Below are 14,518 nucleotides of genomic sequence, written 5' to 3'. Positions count from 1 at the left end.
CCTGCCCGGCGACCGGCCGACGATCAGCGACGCTCCTCGTCATGGTCCGTGGCCTCCGCGTCGGCCTCCTTGGCCGCCACCTCGGGATCGAGTGACGAACCGCCGTCGTCGACGGACGACAGCCCGGTCTCCTCGTCCACCTCGGTGGGAGCGGGCGGCTCGACCAGCCAGTCGGGGTTGGCCTGCTTGTCCCACCACCTCCAGGCGCAGAACGCGCCCACCGCCAGCACGCCGAGGACCGCGAGTCCCTTGGCGAGGCGTCCGGCCCTGGCCCGACGCTCGTGCTGCCTCATGAGCTTCTCGATGTCCCTCGGCGTCACCTGACCGCGTAGCGCGGCCCAGGCGGCGGTCGAACGCGACCCGGCCTCGTCGAGGACCGGACCGGTCACGGCCACCGCGTGCTCGACACGCGGAACGGTGTAGTCGGTCGCCTGACGGGCGGCCTTGCGGGTCACGGCCGCCGCACGATGCGCGGCCTCGTCGACCCGCGGCGGTACATGCGGTGCGACATGGCAGTCGTACTGCTGACGCGCCTGAGCGCGGGCCTGCGACGCGGCCTTGGAGACCTTCGGGCCCAGCTTGTCGCGCGTCTCCTGCGCATACTGAACGGCCTGGTCTCTGGCCGTCTCCGCGTACGGCGCCACCACTTCCGCGGCGTGCAGCACGCTCTCCTTCGCCGAACCTGTCGCGGCGCGCACGCTGTCCATGCGGGTCACAGGATTCCTCCTCCTCGGTGGCGATGTCGGTTTTTCACCTTTCCATCCTTTTCGGAATCATGCCTGTCCGACCGCTGTCCGGCATGCGGGGCGGGCATCCGGGGCATGCGAGGATCGGACACGCGGGCGCATACGCGCCGGTGCAGAGGTGGAAGAAGGCGGATCGTGGCCGAGCAGCTGTACGCGACTCTGAAGACCAGCCAGGGTGACATCGAGATTCGGCTGCTGCCGTTCCACGCCCCCAAGACGGTCAAGAACTTCGTCGAGCTCGCCCGGGGAGAGCGCGAGTGGACGCACCCGGCGACCGGCGCGGTCACCACGGACCCGCTCTACGACGGCACGGTCTTCCACCGGGTGATCCAGGGCTTCATGATCCAGGGCGGCGACCCGCTGGGGAACGGCACCGGCGGCCCGGGCTACGAGTTCGCCGACGAGTTCCACCCGGAGCTCTTCTTCGACAAGCCGTACCTGCTGGCGATGGCCAACGCCGGCCCGGGCACCAACGGCTCGCAGTTCTTCATCACGGTCGGCGCGACGACCTGGCTCAACCGCAAGCACACGATCTTCGGTGAGGTCGTCGGCGCGGAGAGCAAGAAGGTCGTGGACGCGATCGCCGCCGTCGAGACCAACGCGCGCACGGAGCGCCCGGTCGAGGACGTCGTCATCGAGACGGTCGTCATCGCGAAGCGCTGACCTCGGCTCGTACCGCAGTCCGTTCCTCGGCTCGTACCGCAGTCCGTTCCTCGGCTCGTACCGCAGTCCGTTCCTCGGCTCGCACCGCAGTCCGTTCCTCGGCTCGCACATCTGCCCGTACCCCGTCCGGGAACCTTGGTGCCCCGCCCGTCCGTCAGGAGGGCGGGGCGTTCTGTTGACGCCGTTGTCCCCTACGTCCCCGCCGCACCTGTCTCCTCAGTCGCCTCGTCCTCGGGAGGACGCCTCATGGACCCGCAGTCCGGTCTGCCGCGCTGTTACCGCCACTCGGACACCGAGACCGGGATCCGCTGCACCCGCTGCGAGAAGCCGATCTGCCCGCAGTGCATGGTCTCCGCGTCCGTCGGCTTCCAGTGCCCCGACTGCGTGCGCAACGGCTCCGGCACGGGGCGCGCCCCCGACGCCAACCGGCCGAGGACGCTCGCCGGCGGCCGGGTGGAGAGCGACGGGCGGCTCGTCACCAAGATCCTGATCGGGATCAACCTGGCGCTGTTCATCGCGGTCCAGGTGCTCGGCGACCGGTTCACCGACCAGCTGGTGATGATCGGCTACGCCTACAACCCCGTGCTCGGCGAGGTCGTCGGAGTCGCGGACGGCGAGTGGTACCGGCTGCTGACCTCGGCCTTCCTGCACCAGGAGATCCCGCACTTCCTCTTCAACATGATCGGCCTGTGGGTCATCGGCGGGATCGTGGAGCCGGAGCTCGGCCGCATCCGCTACACGCTGCTGTGTCTGCTGTCGGGCCTCTCGGGCTCCGCGCTGGTCTATCTCGTCGACGCCCCGAACCAGGCCTCGCTCGGCGCCTCGGGGATCGTCTACGGCCTGATCGGCTCCTGGGTGGTGCTGGCCCGCCGGCGCCGCTACGACATGCGGCCGGTCTTCCTCTTCGTGGCGCTGTCGCTGTTGCTGACGTTCACCCGACCGGGGATCTCCTGGGAGGCCCACATCGGCGGTCTCGTCGGGGGAGCGCTGGTGACCTTCGCCATGGTGCACGCGCCGCGGGAGCGGCGGGGGCTCGTGCAGTACGGGGTCTGCGGCCTGGTGCTCCTGGTCGACCTGGGGATCGTGCTCTTCCGGAGTGCTGCGCTCACCTGAGCAGGGCGGCTTGTGGACGAGCTGGGGACGGGCCCGGGGGTGAGCTTTCCCCAGAGTTATCCACAGTGCGTGGTCGCGGCGTTACCTTGGTCTGGACATGACTGCGCCCCCCGTCTCTGAGCAGGTGTTTTCTCTCAGAGGCGAGGGGCGAGGAGTCCTCTTGGTGGAGTTGTCGCGGTCGTACCGGCGTCAACACCCTCGGAGTTATCCACAGATCTTCGTAAGTTATCCAGTGCTGTGCACAACGCTGTGGATAACCTCAGGGCAGAGCTTGACGAGTGGCGGCGGGAGCCGCTACTTCCACTGCGTCGAGACGCCGAACCCCGCGGCGATGAAGCCGAAGCCGACCACGATGTTCCAGTTGTTGATGGACTTGACCGGCAGCGTGCCGTCGGTGACGTAGAAGACCACGATCCACACCAGCCCGATGGCGAAGAGTGCCAGCATCACGGGCGCCACCCAGCTGCGGTTGGTCAGCTTGATGGAGGCGGCCTGCTTGGTGGCGGGCGGCGGCGTGTAGTCGGCCTTCTTGCGGATCCGTGACTTCGGCACGAGGGACTCTCCTGTCGATGCGCTGCGTGACCGCGCAGGGAACTGTGGCTGGCGCCGGGATGTGACGCAGGAGGACCGCTGCGTCCCCCGGGCGTCCGTTAGCGTAGTGGTTCCGCGGCACCGAAGGGGATCAGGGTACGTTGAGCAATTCCGCCGACACTCCCACAGGGCCGGGCCGAACCACGAGGTGGCGCCCCGTCCGGGTGCTCACCGCTGCCGTTTTCGCCCTCGCCGGACTGATCTTCGTCACCAGCTTCAACACGGCCAAGGGCACCAATCTGCGCACCGACGCCTCCCTCCTCAGGCTCTCGGACCTGATCGAGGAGCGCAGCCACAAGAACGCCGGCCTCGACGAGACCACCGCCGCCCTGCGCCGCCAGGTCGACGCACTGGCCGCCCGCGACGACGGCTCCACCAAGGCCCAGGACGCACGGCTGCGCGCCCTGGAGACCGCCGCGGGCACCACCGAGACGGCCGGCCCCGGCCTCACCGTCACCCTCGACGACGCCCCGCCGAACGCCCAGGCCGCGCCCGGCTACCCCGAGCCGCAGGCCAACGACCTGGTCATCCACCAGCAGGACCTCCAGGCCGTCGTCAACGCGCTCTGGAAGGGCGGCGCCAAGGGCATCAAGGTCATGGACCAGCGGCTCATCTCCACCAGCGCCGTCCGCTGCGTCGGCAACACCCTGATCCTCCAGGGCCGCGTCTACTCGCCGCCCTACAAGATCACCGCCGTCGGTGACCGCGGCAAGCTGAACAAGGCCCTCGCCGACTCCCCCGCCCTGCAGAACTACCAGCTCTACGTGAAGGCCTACGGCCTCGGCTGGAAAGTCGACGAGCACAAGGCGGTGACTCTGCCCGGCTACTCGGGCACAGTGGACCTCCACTACGCGAAGCCGGTGAGCTGACCGGTCAGCCGACCGGGGGGAGCCGGGGTGCCGTGACGGCGGGGACGAGGGTGCGACCGGCCGGACCACCGGCCGCAGGACGGGTTCTGCGCCTGGCCGTACGGAGCTTCAGCGAGCTGTGCATCACCACCGGAGCGCTGATCGTCCTCTTCGTCGTGTACGTCATGTACTGGACCGGAGTGCAGGCCGGCAGCGCCACCGCCGGTCAGCTCGACACCCTCCAGCGCGCGTGGGTGGACCGTCCGGTCACGGCGGCCGGCGCCCCCCGCGCGGCACCGCCCCCGACGCCGTACGCGCCCGGCAAGGGCTTCGCCGTCATGTACGTGCCCCGGCTCGGCGAGGACTGGGAGTGGCCCGTCCTCCAGGGCACCTCGGCCGGCACCCTGAAGAAGGGCCTCGGCCACTACGCCGGCACCGCCCGCCTCGGCGCGACCGGGAACTTCGCCGTCGCCGGCCACCGGCGCACCTACGGCGACCCCTTCAAGGACTTCCCCCGGCTGCGCCGCGGCGACGCCGTCGTCCTCACCGACGGCACCACCTGGTACACGTACCGGGTGGACCGCGAGCCCTACCGGACCGTCCCCACCGACGTCGGCGTCATCGACCCCGTGCCCCGCAAGTCGGGCTTCCGCGGGCCCGGCCGCTACCTCACCCTCACCACCTGCGACCCCGAGTGGGGCAGCAGCCACCGCCTGATCGCCTGGGCCCACCTGGACGCCACCCAGCCGGTGACCGACGGCCGTCCACAGGCTTTGGACAGCTGACCCCCCAGTGCCCCCGCGCCCCGTACTCTGGTCCCCGTAACGAACGGAAGGGGCGGCGGACGTCATGTACGGATGGATCTGGCGGCATCTGCCGGGCAACGCCTGGGCCAAGGCACTGATCTCGGTCGTGCTCGTCCTCGCGGTCGTCTACGTCCTCTTCCAGTACGTGTTCCCCTGGGCGGAGCCGCTGCTTCCGTTCAACGATGTGACGGTGGACGGCCAGTGAGCGCGCGAATTCTCGTCGTCGACAACTACGACAGCTTCGTCTTCAACCTCGTTCAGTACCTCTACCAGCTCGGCGCCGAGTGCGAGGTGCTGCGCAACGACGAGGTCGAGCTGAGCCACGCCCAGGACGGCTTCGACGGCGTGCTCCTGTCGCCCGGGCCCGGCGCGCCCGAACAGGCCGGGGTCTGCATCGACATGGTGCGCCACTGCGCCGCGACCGGGGTTCCCGTCTTCGGCGTCTGCCTGGGCATGCAGTCGATGGCCGTCGCCTACGGCGGGGTCGTGGACCGCGCGCCCGAGCTGCTGCACGGCAAGACCTCGCCCGTCACCCACGAGGGCAAGGGCGTCTTCCAGGGCCTTCCCTCGCCGTTCACCGCGACCCGCTACCACTCGCTGGCCGCCGAGCCCGCCGCCCTGCCGGCCGAGCTCGAGGTCACCGCGCGCACCGAGGACGGCATCATCATGGGGCTGCGGCACCGGGAACTGCCGGTCGAGGGCGTGCAGTTCCACCCGGAGTCGGTGCTCACCGAACACGGCCACCTGATGCTCGCCAACTGGCTGGAGCAGTGCGGCGACAAGGGGGCCGTCGCGCGGTCGGCGGGACTCGCGCCGGTGGTGGGCAAGGCCGTCGCGTGACGGCCGGGTCGCCGTGGTTCCGGGCGGCGAACGGTCCGGAGGACGAGCCGGACCCGCAGCGGACACCCGCCCCCGGACCCGTCCCCCCGCACGGCTACGCCCCCGGACCCGTACCGCCCGCGTACGAGGCCGAGACGGCCGTCTACGAGGCGATACCGGCCCCGGAGGCCTACCAGGCCCCCCAGCCGTCCCAGAGGCCCCAGGAGGCGTACGAGGCGGCTTACACGGGGCCGTACGAGCCGACCCGGGAGGCACCGTACGAGCCGGCCGCCCCCGAGCCGCGGTACGCCGACCCCTCGTACGCCGAACCGCCGTACGAGCCGGTCGCCGCGCAGGCCCCGTACACCGAGCCGCGGTACGCCGAGCCGACGTATGCCGAGGCGCCGTACGCAGCCCCCGCCGGCGCCTCCGCCTCCGCCTACGACGAGCCCGCGTACGCGGGCCCCGCCCACGACGAGCCCGCCCACGACGACCTCTCCCACGACGAGCCGCACGCCCCGCGCCCCGTCGAGCAGGGCGCCGCGCCGCTGCCGGGGCCCGGCCGGGCCGAGCGGCGCCGTGCCGCCCGGCGCAAGGGGCGGGCACCCGAGCCCGCCGCCGCGCCGGAGCCCGCCGCCCCGCTCTCCCGCGTCGAGGCGCGGCGGGCCGCCCGCGCCGCCAAGGACAGCGTCGGCGTCGTCCTCAGCCGGGTCGTCGGTGAACTCTTCATCACCTTCGGCGTCGTCATGCTGCTCTTCGTCACCTACCAGCTGTGGTGGACGAACGTCCGGGCCGGCCAGGAGACCGACCAGGCCAAGGCGCAGATCGAGAACTCGTGGTCGCAGGGCGAGAGCCGGCCCGAGGCCTTCGAGCCCGGACAGGGCTTCGCCATCATGTACATCCCCAAGCTGGACGTGGTCGCCCCCATCGCCGAGGGCATCAGCAAGCCCAAGGTCCTCGACAAGGGCATGGTCGGCCACTACGGCGAGGGCAGGCTGAAGACCGCCATGCCCGCCGACAAGCAGGGCAACTTCGCCGTCGCCGGCCACCGCAACACGCACGGCGAGCCGTTCCGGTACATCAACCAGCTGAAGCCCGGCGACCCGATCGTCGTCGAGACGCAGGACGCGTACTACACGTACGAGATGGCCAGCATCCTGCCGCAGACCTCGCCGTCGAACGTCTCCGTCATCGACCCCGTCCCGAAGGGTTCCGGTTTCACCAAGCCGGGCCGCTACATCACCCTGACCACCTGCACGCCCGAGTTCACGAGCACGTACCGCATGATCGTGTGGGGAAAACTGGTCGACGAACGCCCGCGCAGCAAGGGGAAGCCGGCCGCGCTCGTAGGCTGAGCCCCACCGAGACCACCACCTTTTCGACGGGACGACCCAGTGTCACGTGCGCGCAACCGGATCGCCGGGTTCATCAGCGTCTTCGGCGAGCTCCTCATCACCGCCGGCCTGGTCCTCGGCCTCTTCGTCGTCTACTCGCTGTGGTGGACCAACGTCATCGCCGACCGGGCCGCCGACAAGGACGGCGACCAGGTCCGCGACCACTGGGCCGACAGCGGCCCCGGCGCACTCGACACCAAGGACGGCATCGGCTTCCTGCACGTGCCGGCCATGGGCGACGGCGAGGTCCTCGTGAAGAAGGGCACCGACAGCGACGTCCTCAACAACGGCGTCGCCGGCTACTACACCGACCCGGTCACGTCGGCGCTGCCACAGCAGAAGCAGGGCAACTTCACCCTCGCCGCGCACCGCGACGGGCACGGGGCGAAGTTCCACAACATCCACAAGGTGAAGAACGGCGACTCGATCGTCTTCGAGTCGAAGGACACCTGGTACGTCTACAAGGTCTACAAGACGCTCCCGGAGACCACGAAGTACAACGTGGACGTCCTCCAGCCCGTCCCCAAGGAGTCCGGCAAGACCCGCCCGGGCCGCTACATCACCCTGACGACCTGCACCCCGATGTACACCTCGGACTACCGCTACATCGTCTGGGGCGAGCTGGAGCGCACCGAGAAGGTCGACGCCCGGCGCACCCCGCCGGCGGAGCTCCGCTAGCCGCCCGGAGCCCCTCCAGGAGAGCGCCCGGAACGCCGGAGAGCGCCCGGAACACCCCTGGGGAGAACGAGTAAGCCCCGGCATCCAGGATGCCGGGGCTTACTTCATACGACCTGCCCGCACGGTGGGCGCGCCGGTTCTAGCCGAACCAGCCCCCGCCGCCGTTGCCGTCCTTCTCGGTCTTCACGTTGACCGCCTGGTTCGGCTGGCCCTGCGTGCCGGGCTGCGGGTCCTGCTCCTTGATACGGGCGTCGCCGCCCGCCGGACCGTCGACGTTGCCCAGCTGGTAGCCGAGCGCCGTGAGGGTCGCCCGGGCCTGGTCGATCGTCATGCCGACGATCGGCGGGACCGGCTGCGTCTGCTGCTGCGGGCCCTTGGAGACCTTCAGCACGATCTGCACGTCCTTGGGCTGGTCCGTGCTGCCCTTGGGGTTCTGCTCGATGACCGTGCCCATGGGCTGCTCCGAGTCCACGTCCTGGCGCGACACGTTCGTGAAGCCGAGCACCTGCAGCTGCTGGACGGCGACGTCGTAGGTGCGGCTGGTGACGTCCGGCAGCTGCGACTTCTGCTTCTTGGCCACCGTGATGGTGACCTTCGAGTTCTTCTCCGCCTGCGTGCCGCCCTCGGGGTCCTGCTTCAGGACCTTGCCCGGGTCCTCGTCGGACTCCTCGGTCTGCACGACGACCTGGAAGCCCTTGCCGCGGAGCAGCTCCTCGGCGCCCTCCTGCTGCTTCTCCGTGACGTCCGGCACCTCGATCTGCGGCGCGCCCTCGGAGACGACGACGGAGATCGTCTCGTTGATGTTCATCTTCGCCGTCGGGTCAGAGGCCGGCGTCTGGCTGCAGATCGTGCCCTTCGGCTGGTCGCAGCGCTCGGTGCCGGTCTGGGCGACCTTCACCTGGGCGTTGGGCGCCAGTCCCTCCGCCTCCTTCAGCGTCTTGCCGACGAACTGCGGGACCGGGACCTGCTGCGGCCCGTCCTTCTTGTCGAAGATGGAGACACCGATGAAGATCGCTCCCACCAGCACCAGGAGGCCCGCCAGGATCAGCAGGACCGTCGAGGTGTTGGACTTCTTCTGACGGCGCCGGTCCGGACGGTCGTCGTAACCGCCGTAGCCGTCGTCGCCGTTCATCGGGGGCAGCATCGTCGTCTGGCCCGCCGGGTCCGCCTGGCGCAGGGCCGTCGTCGGCTGGTCCTCCGGCGGATAGCCGCCGTATCCGCCGCCGTACCCGACCGCGCCCATGGCGGCGGTCGCCGCGACCGGCTGGCCGTCGAGGCAGGCCTCGATGTCGGCCCGCATCTCGTCGGCGGACTGGTAGCGGTAGTCGGGGTCCTTGACCAGCGCCTTGAGGACGATGGCGTCCATCTCGGGCGTGATCTCGGGGTCGAAGACGCTCGGAGCCTGCGGCTCCTCCCGCACGTGCTGGTACGCGACGGCGACCGGCGAGTCGCCGATGAACGGCGGCCGGACCGTCAGCAGCTCGTACAGCAGGCAGCCCGTGGAGTACAGGTCGGAGCGGGCGTCGACCTGCTCGCCCTTGGCCTGCTCCGGGGAGAGGTACTGGGCCGTGCCGATCACCGCGGCCGTCTGCGTCATGGTCATGCCCGAGTCGCCCATGGCGCGCGCGATGCCGAAGTCCATGACCTTGACCTGACCGGTGCGGGTCAGCATCACGTTCGCCGGCTTGATGTCCCGGTGCACGATCCCGGCGCGGTGCGAGTACTCCAGCGCCTGGAGGATGCCGACGGTCATCTCCAGCGTGCGCTCGGGCAGCAGCTTGCGCCCGGAGTGAAGCAGCTCACGCAGGGTCGACCCGTCCACGTACTCCATCACGATGTACGGGATGGAGACGCCGTCGACGTAGTCCTCGCCGGTGTCGTAGACCGCGACGATCGCCGGGTGGTTGAGCGAGGCGGCGGACTGGGCCTCCCGGCGGAACCGGGCCTGGAAGGACGGGTCACGGGCGAGGTCCGCCCGCAGCGTCTTCACGGCGACGGTGCGGCCGAGCCGGGTGTCGTGAGCGAGGTACACCTCGGCCATGCCACCACGGCCGAGCACCGAGCCCAGCTCGTACCGGCCGCCGAGGCGACGCGGCTCTTCCATAGCTACTCCAGCCCTCTCCGTCTGTCCCGACCGCACCCGTGTGTGGTCCGGCGGTGTGTGCTGTTCGCGCATACGCTACCGGCCGCGGGACGGCGCTTCGTCCGTCGGCCGCCACCTGATACCCGACCGGTATGCGGCCCGGGACCCCGGGATCGGCTCAGCTCTTGCTCTTCAGTACCGCCTTCATCACGGCCTTGGCGATCGGAGCCGCCAGGCCGCCACCGGTGATGTCCTCACGGTCCGTGCCCGCCGAGTCCTCGACGACCACGGCGACCGCGACGGGCGAACCCTGGTCGGTCTTGGCGTAGGAGATGAACCACGCGTAGGGCCGCTTGGCGTTCTTCTCGCCGTGCTGCGCCGTACCCGTCTTGCCGCCGACCCGCACCCCGTCGATGTCCAGGGCGGCGTTGGCGCCGGTGCCCTTCTCGACGACGTTCTCCATCATCGCCTGCAGCTGCTGCGCGGTGCTCTGCGAGACCGGTCGGCTCAGCTCCTCCGGCTCGGTCTTCTTGATGACGTCCAGGTTCGGCGCCCGCAGCTGGTCGATCATGTACGGCTTCATCAGCTTGCCGTCGTTGGCGATCGCCGCCGTCACCATCGCCATCTGCAGCGGGGTCGTCGCCGTGTTGAACTGGCCGATCGACGACAGCGCGTTGCCACCGCGGTCGGCCTTCTTGTCGTACACGGAGGCCGCGGAACGCACCGGCGTGAACTGCTCGGCGTTGAAACCGAACTTCTCCGCCATCTCGACCATCTTGTCCCGGCCGACGTCGTCACCCAGCTTCGCGAAGACCGAGTTGCAGGAGACCCGCAGCGCCTCGTTCAGGCTGGCGTTGGTGCAGCCGCTCGCGTGGTTCTTCATCGGCACCGTGGAGAGCGGGATCTTCCAGCCCTCGGGGGTGTCCGTCGCCGCGTTGATGTCCTTGACCTTGCCGCTCTCCAGCGCCGCCGCGGCCGTGACGACCTTGAAGACGGAACCGGGCGGGTAGATCTCGCGCAGCGCGCGGTTCAGCTTCGGCTTGTTCTTGTCCTTCTCCAGCGCCTGCCACGCCTGGGCGTCCTTGTCGTGGTAGCCGGCGAAGGAGCCCGGGTCGTACGACGGCGTGGACGCCAGCGCCAGGATCTTGCCCGTCGACGGCTCGATGGCGACGACCGCGCCCGTCTTGCTGCCGAGGCCCTTGAACGCGGCCCGCTGAGCGGCCCCGCTCAGGGTGGTGACGACGTCGCCGCCCTTCTTCTTCTCCCCGGTGAACATGGAGAGCGTGCGGTCGAAGAACAGCCGGTCGTCGTTGCCGGTGAGGATGCCGTCCTCGATCTTCTCGATCTGGTTGGCGTCGAACGCCTGCGAGGCGTACCCCGTCACCGGCGCCCACATCCGGCCGTCGACGTACGTCCGCTTGAACGCGTAGAAGTTGTCACCGGAGTCGACGGAGCCGGTGATCGGCTTGCCGTCGACGATGATGTTCCCGCGTTCATTGGAGTACCGCTCGATCTGCACCCGCTTGTTCTTCGGGTTCGCGTTGAGCTCGTCGGCACGGACGTACTGGAGCCAGTTGTCCCGCAGCAGCAGGGCGAGGACCAGCAGGCCGCAGAAGATCGCGACCCGGCGCAGCGGCTTGTTCACGGACGGACCACCTGCGTCATCTCGGCGTCGGGGTTCGGGGCGGGGGAGGGCGCGGGGCGCCGCGCGGTGTCGCTGATCCGGATCAGCACACCGATCAGCGCCCAGTTGGCGATCACGGACGAACCACCGTAGGCGAGGAACGGCATCGTCATACCGGTCAGCGGGATGAGCCCCATCACACCGCCGGCGACGACGAAGACCTGCAGCGCGAACGCGCCCGACAGGCCCATCGCGAGCAGCTTGCCGAACGGGTCGCGGGCCGCGAGGGCGGTCCGCACACCACGCTCGATGATCAGGCCGTACAGCAGCAGGAAGACCATGACGCCGGCCAGACCCAGCTCCTCGCCGACCGTGGCGAAGATGAAGTCGGAGTTCGCGGCGAAGCCGATCAGGTCCGAGTTGCCCTGGCCGAGGCCGGTGCCGAGGATGCCGCCGGAGCCGAACGACATCAGCACCTGCGTCATCTGGTCACAGGCGTTGGCCATGTTGGAGCCCTCGGGGGCCGTCTTCAGACAGCCGAACGGGTCCAGCCAGGCCGCCACACGCGACTGCACGTGGCTCGCGGTCGAGCCGACGACCACCGCGCCGCCCGCGGACATCAGCAGACCGATGACGATCCAGCTGGTCCGCTCCGTCGCCACGTACAGCATGATCACGAACATGCCGAAGAACAGCAGCGACGTACCGAGGTCGTTCTCGAAGACCAGGATGAGGAGGCTGACCGCCCAGATCGTCACGATCGGGCCGAGGTCGCGGCCACGCGGCAGGTACAGCCCCATGAACCGGCGGCTCGCCAGCGCCAGCGCGTCCCGCTTCACCATCAGGTAGCCGGAGAAGAACACGGCCAGGACCAGCTTCGCGAACTCACCGGGCTGGATGGAGAAACCGGCGACGTTGATCCAGATCTTGGCGCCGAACACGTCCGAACCGAGGCCCGGCACCAGCGGCAGCAGCAGCAGCACCAGGGCCGCCACCATCGAGATGTACGTGTACCGCTGCAGCACCCGGTGGTCCTTCAGGACCAGCAGCACGCCCACGAACATGGCGATGCCGATCGCCGAGTACAGCATCTGCTTCGGCGCGTCCGGACTGAACGAGCCGTACGCGCTCGTCGCCCGCTGGATCAGCCGCGGCGACTGGTCGAGACGCCAGATCAGCACCAGGCCCAGCCCGTTGAGCAAGGTGCCCAACGGCAGCAGCAGCGGGTCCGCGTACGGGGCGAACTTGCGCACCACGAGGTGCGCGACGCCCGCGAGCAGGGTCAGGCCCGCCCCGTAACCGAGCATGCCGGGCGGCACCTTGCCGTCGATCGCCAGACCGACGGCAAGGTACGCGAAGACCGGGATGGCGACGGCGAAGGCCAGCAGCGCCAGCTCGGTGTTCCGGCGGCTCGGCGCCTCGATGGCGCCGATCGTGGTCGTGTTGGTGACAACGCTCATGGTGGTGAAAGGCCCCCTACGGGTCTGCCTACTGCTTGCCGCAGTTCGAGGCCAGCTTCTGCTCCTCCGCGGACAGGGTCGGACCCGGGGACGGTGCGGCTGTGGTGGGCTTGGTGGGGTTCGGCGACGCGTTGTTCTCCGTGCCGCGCGGCGTGCTCGACTTGTCCGGGGCGGCGGCGGCCGCCTTACGGCGCTCCTCCGTCTTCTTGCAGGCCGTGGCCTGCACCGCGAGCTCGGAGATCTTCGTCCGCGCCTTGTCGAGGCTGCCACCGGTGATGGTGTCCTCGACCTGCTTGCGCTGGTACTCCGGCAGGTACTTGAGTTCGATCTCGGGATGGTCCGTCTCGACCTCCGAGAGCTTCACCCACGCCAGGTCCTGGCTGATGCCCCGGTACAGCGCCACGTGCTCGTCCTTCGAGCCCACGAAGTACTGCGTCTGCGTCCAGCGGTACCCGCCGTACAGCGCACCGCCGACCACGGCGAGCGCCAGCACCAGCAGGAACGACCGCTTCAGCCACCGGCGGCCCGCGGACCGCGGCTTCACGAAGTCGTCGTCCACGTAGGCCCCGAAGGAGCCCTGCGGCGGCATCCCGCCGTACCCGTGGTCGTCACCGCTGCCGGGCGGGCCGAAACCACCGGCCGGCGGCTGCTGGTGCGGCGCCGGCCGGCCGAGCCCGGAGGCCCGCCCCGCGGGCGTGTGCATCGCGCCGCCGTCGTTGAGCTGCGCCTGGTTCTCGGCGACCGCGCCCACGATCACGGGGGTGTCGCTGAGATGACCGGCGAGGGTGTCGCCGCCGTCGACGTCCAGGACGTCGGCCACGATCACCGTGATGTTGTCCGGGCCGCCGCCGCGCAGCGCGAGCTGGATCAGCTCCTGCACGGTCTCCTGCGGACCCTGGTAGCTGGCGAGGGTCTCCTCCAGCGTCTGGTGCGACACCACGCCCGACAGGCCGTCGGAGCAGACCAGGTAGCGGTCGCCGGCCCGCACCTCGCGGATGGAGAGATCGGGCTCGACGTGATCGCCGCTGCCCAGCGCCCGCATCAGCAGCGAACGCTGCGGGTGCGTCGTCGCCTCCTCCTCGGTGATCCGGCCCTCGTCGACGAGCCGCTGCACCCAGGTGTGGTCCTGCGTGATCTGCGTGAGCACGCCGTCCCGCAGCAGATAGGCGCGCGAGTCGCCGACGTGCACCAGGCCGAGGCGCTGACCCGTCCACAGCAGGGCGGTGAGCGTCGTGCCCATGCCCTCCAGCTGGGGGTCCTCCTCGACCATCATCCGCAGCTGGTCGTTGGCGCGCTGCACCGCCGTACCGAGCGAGGTGAGGATGTCGGAGCCGGGGACGTCGTCGTCGAGCGTCACCAGCGTGGAGATCACCTCGGACGAGGCGACCTCACCGGCGGCCTGGCCGCCCATGCCGTCGGCGATGGCGAGCAGCCGGGGACCGGCGTAACCGGAGTCCTCGTTGCCCTCGCGGATCATGCCCTTGTGCGAGCCCGCGGCGAAACGCAGTGACAGACTCATGCCCACCTGCCCTGTCGGCGCCGCCTCGGGGTGCCGCCGGTCTCGAGCCACACTGCCCACCCTCCGGTCGGGAGCCCGTGCCCGCCCTGGCCCGCTGGCCGGGCTGCCACGCGCTGCTCGGGGCGGCCCGTCGTGGGGACCCTCCCGGCGCGCATGCTCCGCTCGCGCTCAATC

14 protein-coding genes are annotated in these 14,518 nt (G+C 70.0%); 8 read left to right on the top strand and 6 right to left on the bottom strand.

Annotated features, from left to right (window positions below; translation table 11 throughout):
* Window positions 1-23 precede the first annotated feature (23 nt).
* Window positions 24-716 carry a DUF5324 family protein gene (locus OG309_RS18115; RefSeq protein ID WP_329422155.1) on the bottom strand — a complete coding sequence of 231 codons (693 nt, stop codon included), beginning with the start codon at window positions 714-716 and terminating at the stop codon, window positions 24-26.
* A 165-nt stretch (window positions 717-881) separates the two neighbouring features.
* Between OG309_RS18115 and OG309_RS18110 the strand changes: the two genes are divergently transcribed.
* Together OG309_RS18110 and OG309_RS18105 are read left to right on the top strand one after the other, a co-directional pair.
* A complete protein-coding gene (locus OG309_RS18110) occupies window positions 882-1,409 on the top strand; it encodes a peptidylprolyl isomerase (RefSeq protein WP_329422152.1) in 528 nt (175 codons plus the stop codon).
* Window positions 1,410-1,655: 246 nt separating this feature from the next.
* Window positions 1,656-2,522, top strand: a complete 867-nt coding sequence (locus OG309_RS18105) for a rhomboid family intramembrane serine protease (RefSeq protein WP_329422150.1) — start codon at window positions 1,656-1,658, stop codon at window positions 2,520-2,522.
* 294 nt (window positions 2,523-2,816) lie between these two features.
* On the opposite strand, the gene crgA is transcribed toward OG309_RS18105, so the two are convergent.
* Window positions 2,817-3,074: a cell division protein CrgA gene (gene crgA, locus OG309_RS18100; protein ID WP_046908700.1), complete on the bottom strand. Its 258-nt coding sequence runs from the start codon at window positions 3,072-3,074 to the stop codon at window positions 2,817-2,819.
* Between the two features lie 140 nt (window positions 3,075-3,214).
* Between crgA and OG309_RS18095 the strand changes: the two genes are divergently transcribed.
* The 6 genes from OG309_RS18095 (at window position 3,215) to OG309_RS18070 (ending at window position 7,658) form a co-directional block, all read left to right on the top strand.
* Window positions 3,215-3,982: a DUF881 domain-containing protein gene (locus OG309_RS18095; RefSeq protein ID WP_329422147.1), complete on the top strand. Its 768-nt coding sequence runs from the start codon at window positions 3,215-3,217 to the stop codon at window positions 3,980-3,982.
* Between the two features lie 86 nt (window positions 3,983-4,068).
* On the top strand, window positions 4,069-4,746 hold the full coding sequence (locus tag OG309_RS18090) for a class E sortase (protein WP_329428412.1): 678 nt from the start codon (window positions 4,069-4,071) through the stop codon (window positions 4,744-4,746).
* Window positions 4,747-4,810: 64 nt separating this feature from the next.
* Entirely contained in the window at window positions 4,811-4,972 is a 162-nt protein-coding gene (locus OG309_RS18085) for a hypothetical protein (RefSeq protein ID WP_329422144.1), read from the top strand.
* A complete protein-coding gene (locus OG309_RS18080) occupies window positions 4,969-5,607 on the top strand; it encodes an aminodeoxychorismate/anthranilate synthase component II (protein ID WP_329422143.1) in 639 nt (212 codons plus the stop codon). The genes OG309_RS18085 and OG309_RS18080 overlap by 4 nt, the downstream gene beginning before the upstream one ends.
* On the top strand, window positions 5,604-6,941 hold the full coding sequence (locus OG309_RS18075; RefSeq protein ID WP_329422142.1) for a class E sortase: 1,338 nt from the start codon (window positions 5,604-5,606) through the stop codon (window positions 6,939-6,941). The genes OG309_RS18080 and OG309_RS18075 overlap by 4 nt, the downstream gene beginning before the upstream one ends.
* A 39-nt stretch (window positions 6,942-6,980) precedes the next feature.
* Window positions 6,981-7,658 (top strand): class E sortase, encoded by a 678-nt coding sequence (locus tag OG309_RS18070; protein WP_329422139.1) that lies wholly within the window; start codon window positions 6,981-6,983, stop codon window positions 7,656-7,658.
* Between the two features lie 139 nt (window positions 7,659-7,797).
* On the opposite strand, the gene pknB is transcribed toward OG309_RS18070, so the two are convergent.
* The 4 genes from pknB to OG309_RS18050 form a co-directional block, all read right to left on the bottom strand.
* A complete protein-coding gene (pknB, locus tag OG309_RS18065; protein ID WP_329422137.1) occupies window positions 7,798-9,762 on the bottom strand; it encodes a Stk1 family PASTA domain-containing Ser/Thr kinase in 1,965 nt (654 codons plus the stop codon).
* 157 nt (window positions 9,763-9,919) lie between these two features.
* Window positions 9,920-11,386 (bottom strand): peptidoglycan D,D-transpeptidase FtsI family protein, encoded by a 1,467-nt coding sequence (locus OG309_RS18060; protein WP_329422134.1) that lies wholly within the window; start codon window positions 11,384-11,386, stop codon window positions 9,920-9,922.
* On the bottom strand, window positions 11,383-12,825 hold the full coding sequence (locus OG309_RS18055; RefSeq protein WP_329422133.1) for an FtsW/RodA/SpoVE family cell cycle protein: 1,443 nt from the start codon (window positions 12,823-12,825) through the stop codon (window positions 11,383-11,385). The genes OG309_RS18060 and OG309_RS18055 overlap by 4 nt, the downstream gene beginning before the upstream one ends.
* 28 nt (window positions 12,826-12,853) lie before the next feature.
* Entirely contained in the window at window positions 12,854-14,344 is a 1,491-nt protein-coding gene (locus tag OG309_RS18050; RefSeq protein ID WP_329422131.1) for a Stp1/IreP family PP2C-type Ser/Thr phosphatase, read from the bottom strand.
* Window positions 14,345-14,518: the final 174 nt, after the last annotated feature.

It is taken from the genome of Streptomyces sp. NBC_01268, from assembly GCF_036240795.1.
In the GTDB taxonomy this organism is placed as follows: Bacteria; Actinomycetota; Actinomycetes; order Streptomycetales; family Streptomycetaceae; genus Streptomyces.
Note: the sequence above shows the minus strand (reverse complement) of the source record. Positions and strands in the feature narration are given on the sequence as shown.

Bases quoted from the DNA above. Each gene is read 5' to 3' on its own strand.
- OG309_RS18105 (WP_329422150.1), top strand. From the start codon at position 1,656: ATGGACCCGCAGTCCGGTCTGCCGCGCTGTTACCGCCACTCGGACACC.
- OG309_RS18085 (WP_329422144.1), top strand. From the start codon at position 4,811: ATGTACGGATGGATCTGGCGGCATCTGCCGGGCAACGCCTGGGCCAAG.
- pknB (WP_329422137.1), bottom strand. From the start codon at position 9,762: ATGGAAGAGCCGCGTCGCCTCGGCGGCCGGTACGAGCTGGGCTCGGTG.
- OG309_RS18055 (WP_329422133.1), bottom strand. From the start codon at position 12,825: ATGAGCGTTGTCACCAACACGACCACGATCGGCGCCATCGAGGCGCCG.
- OG309_RS18050 (WP_329422131.1), bottom strand. From the start codon at position 14,344: ATGAGTCTGTCACTGCGTTTCGCCGCGGGCTCGCACAAGGGCATGATC.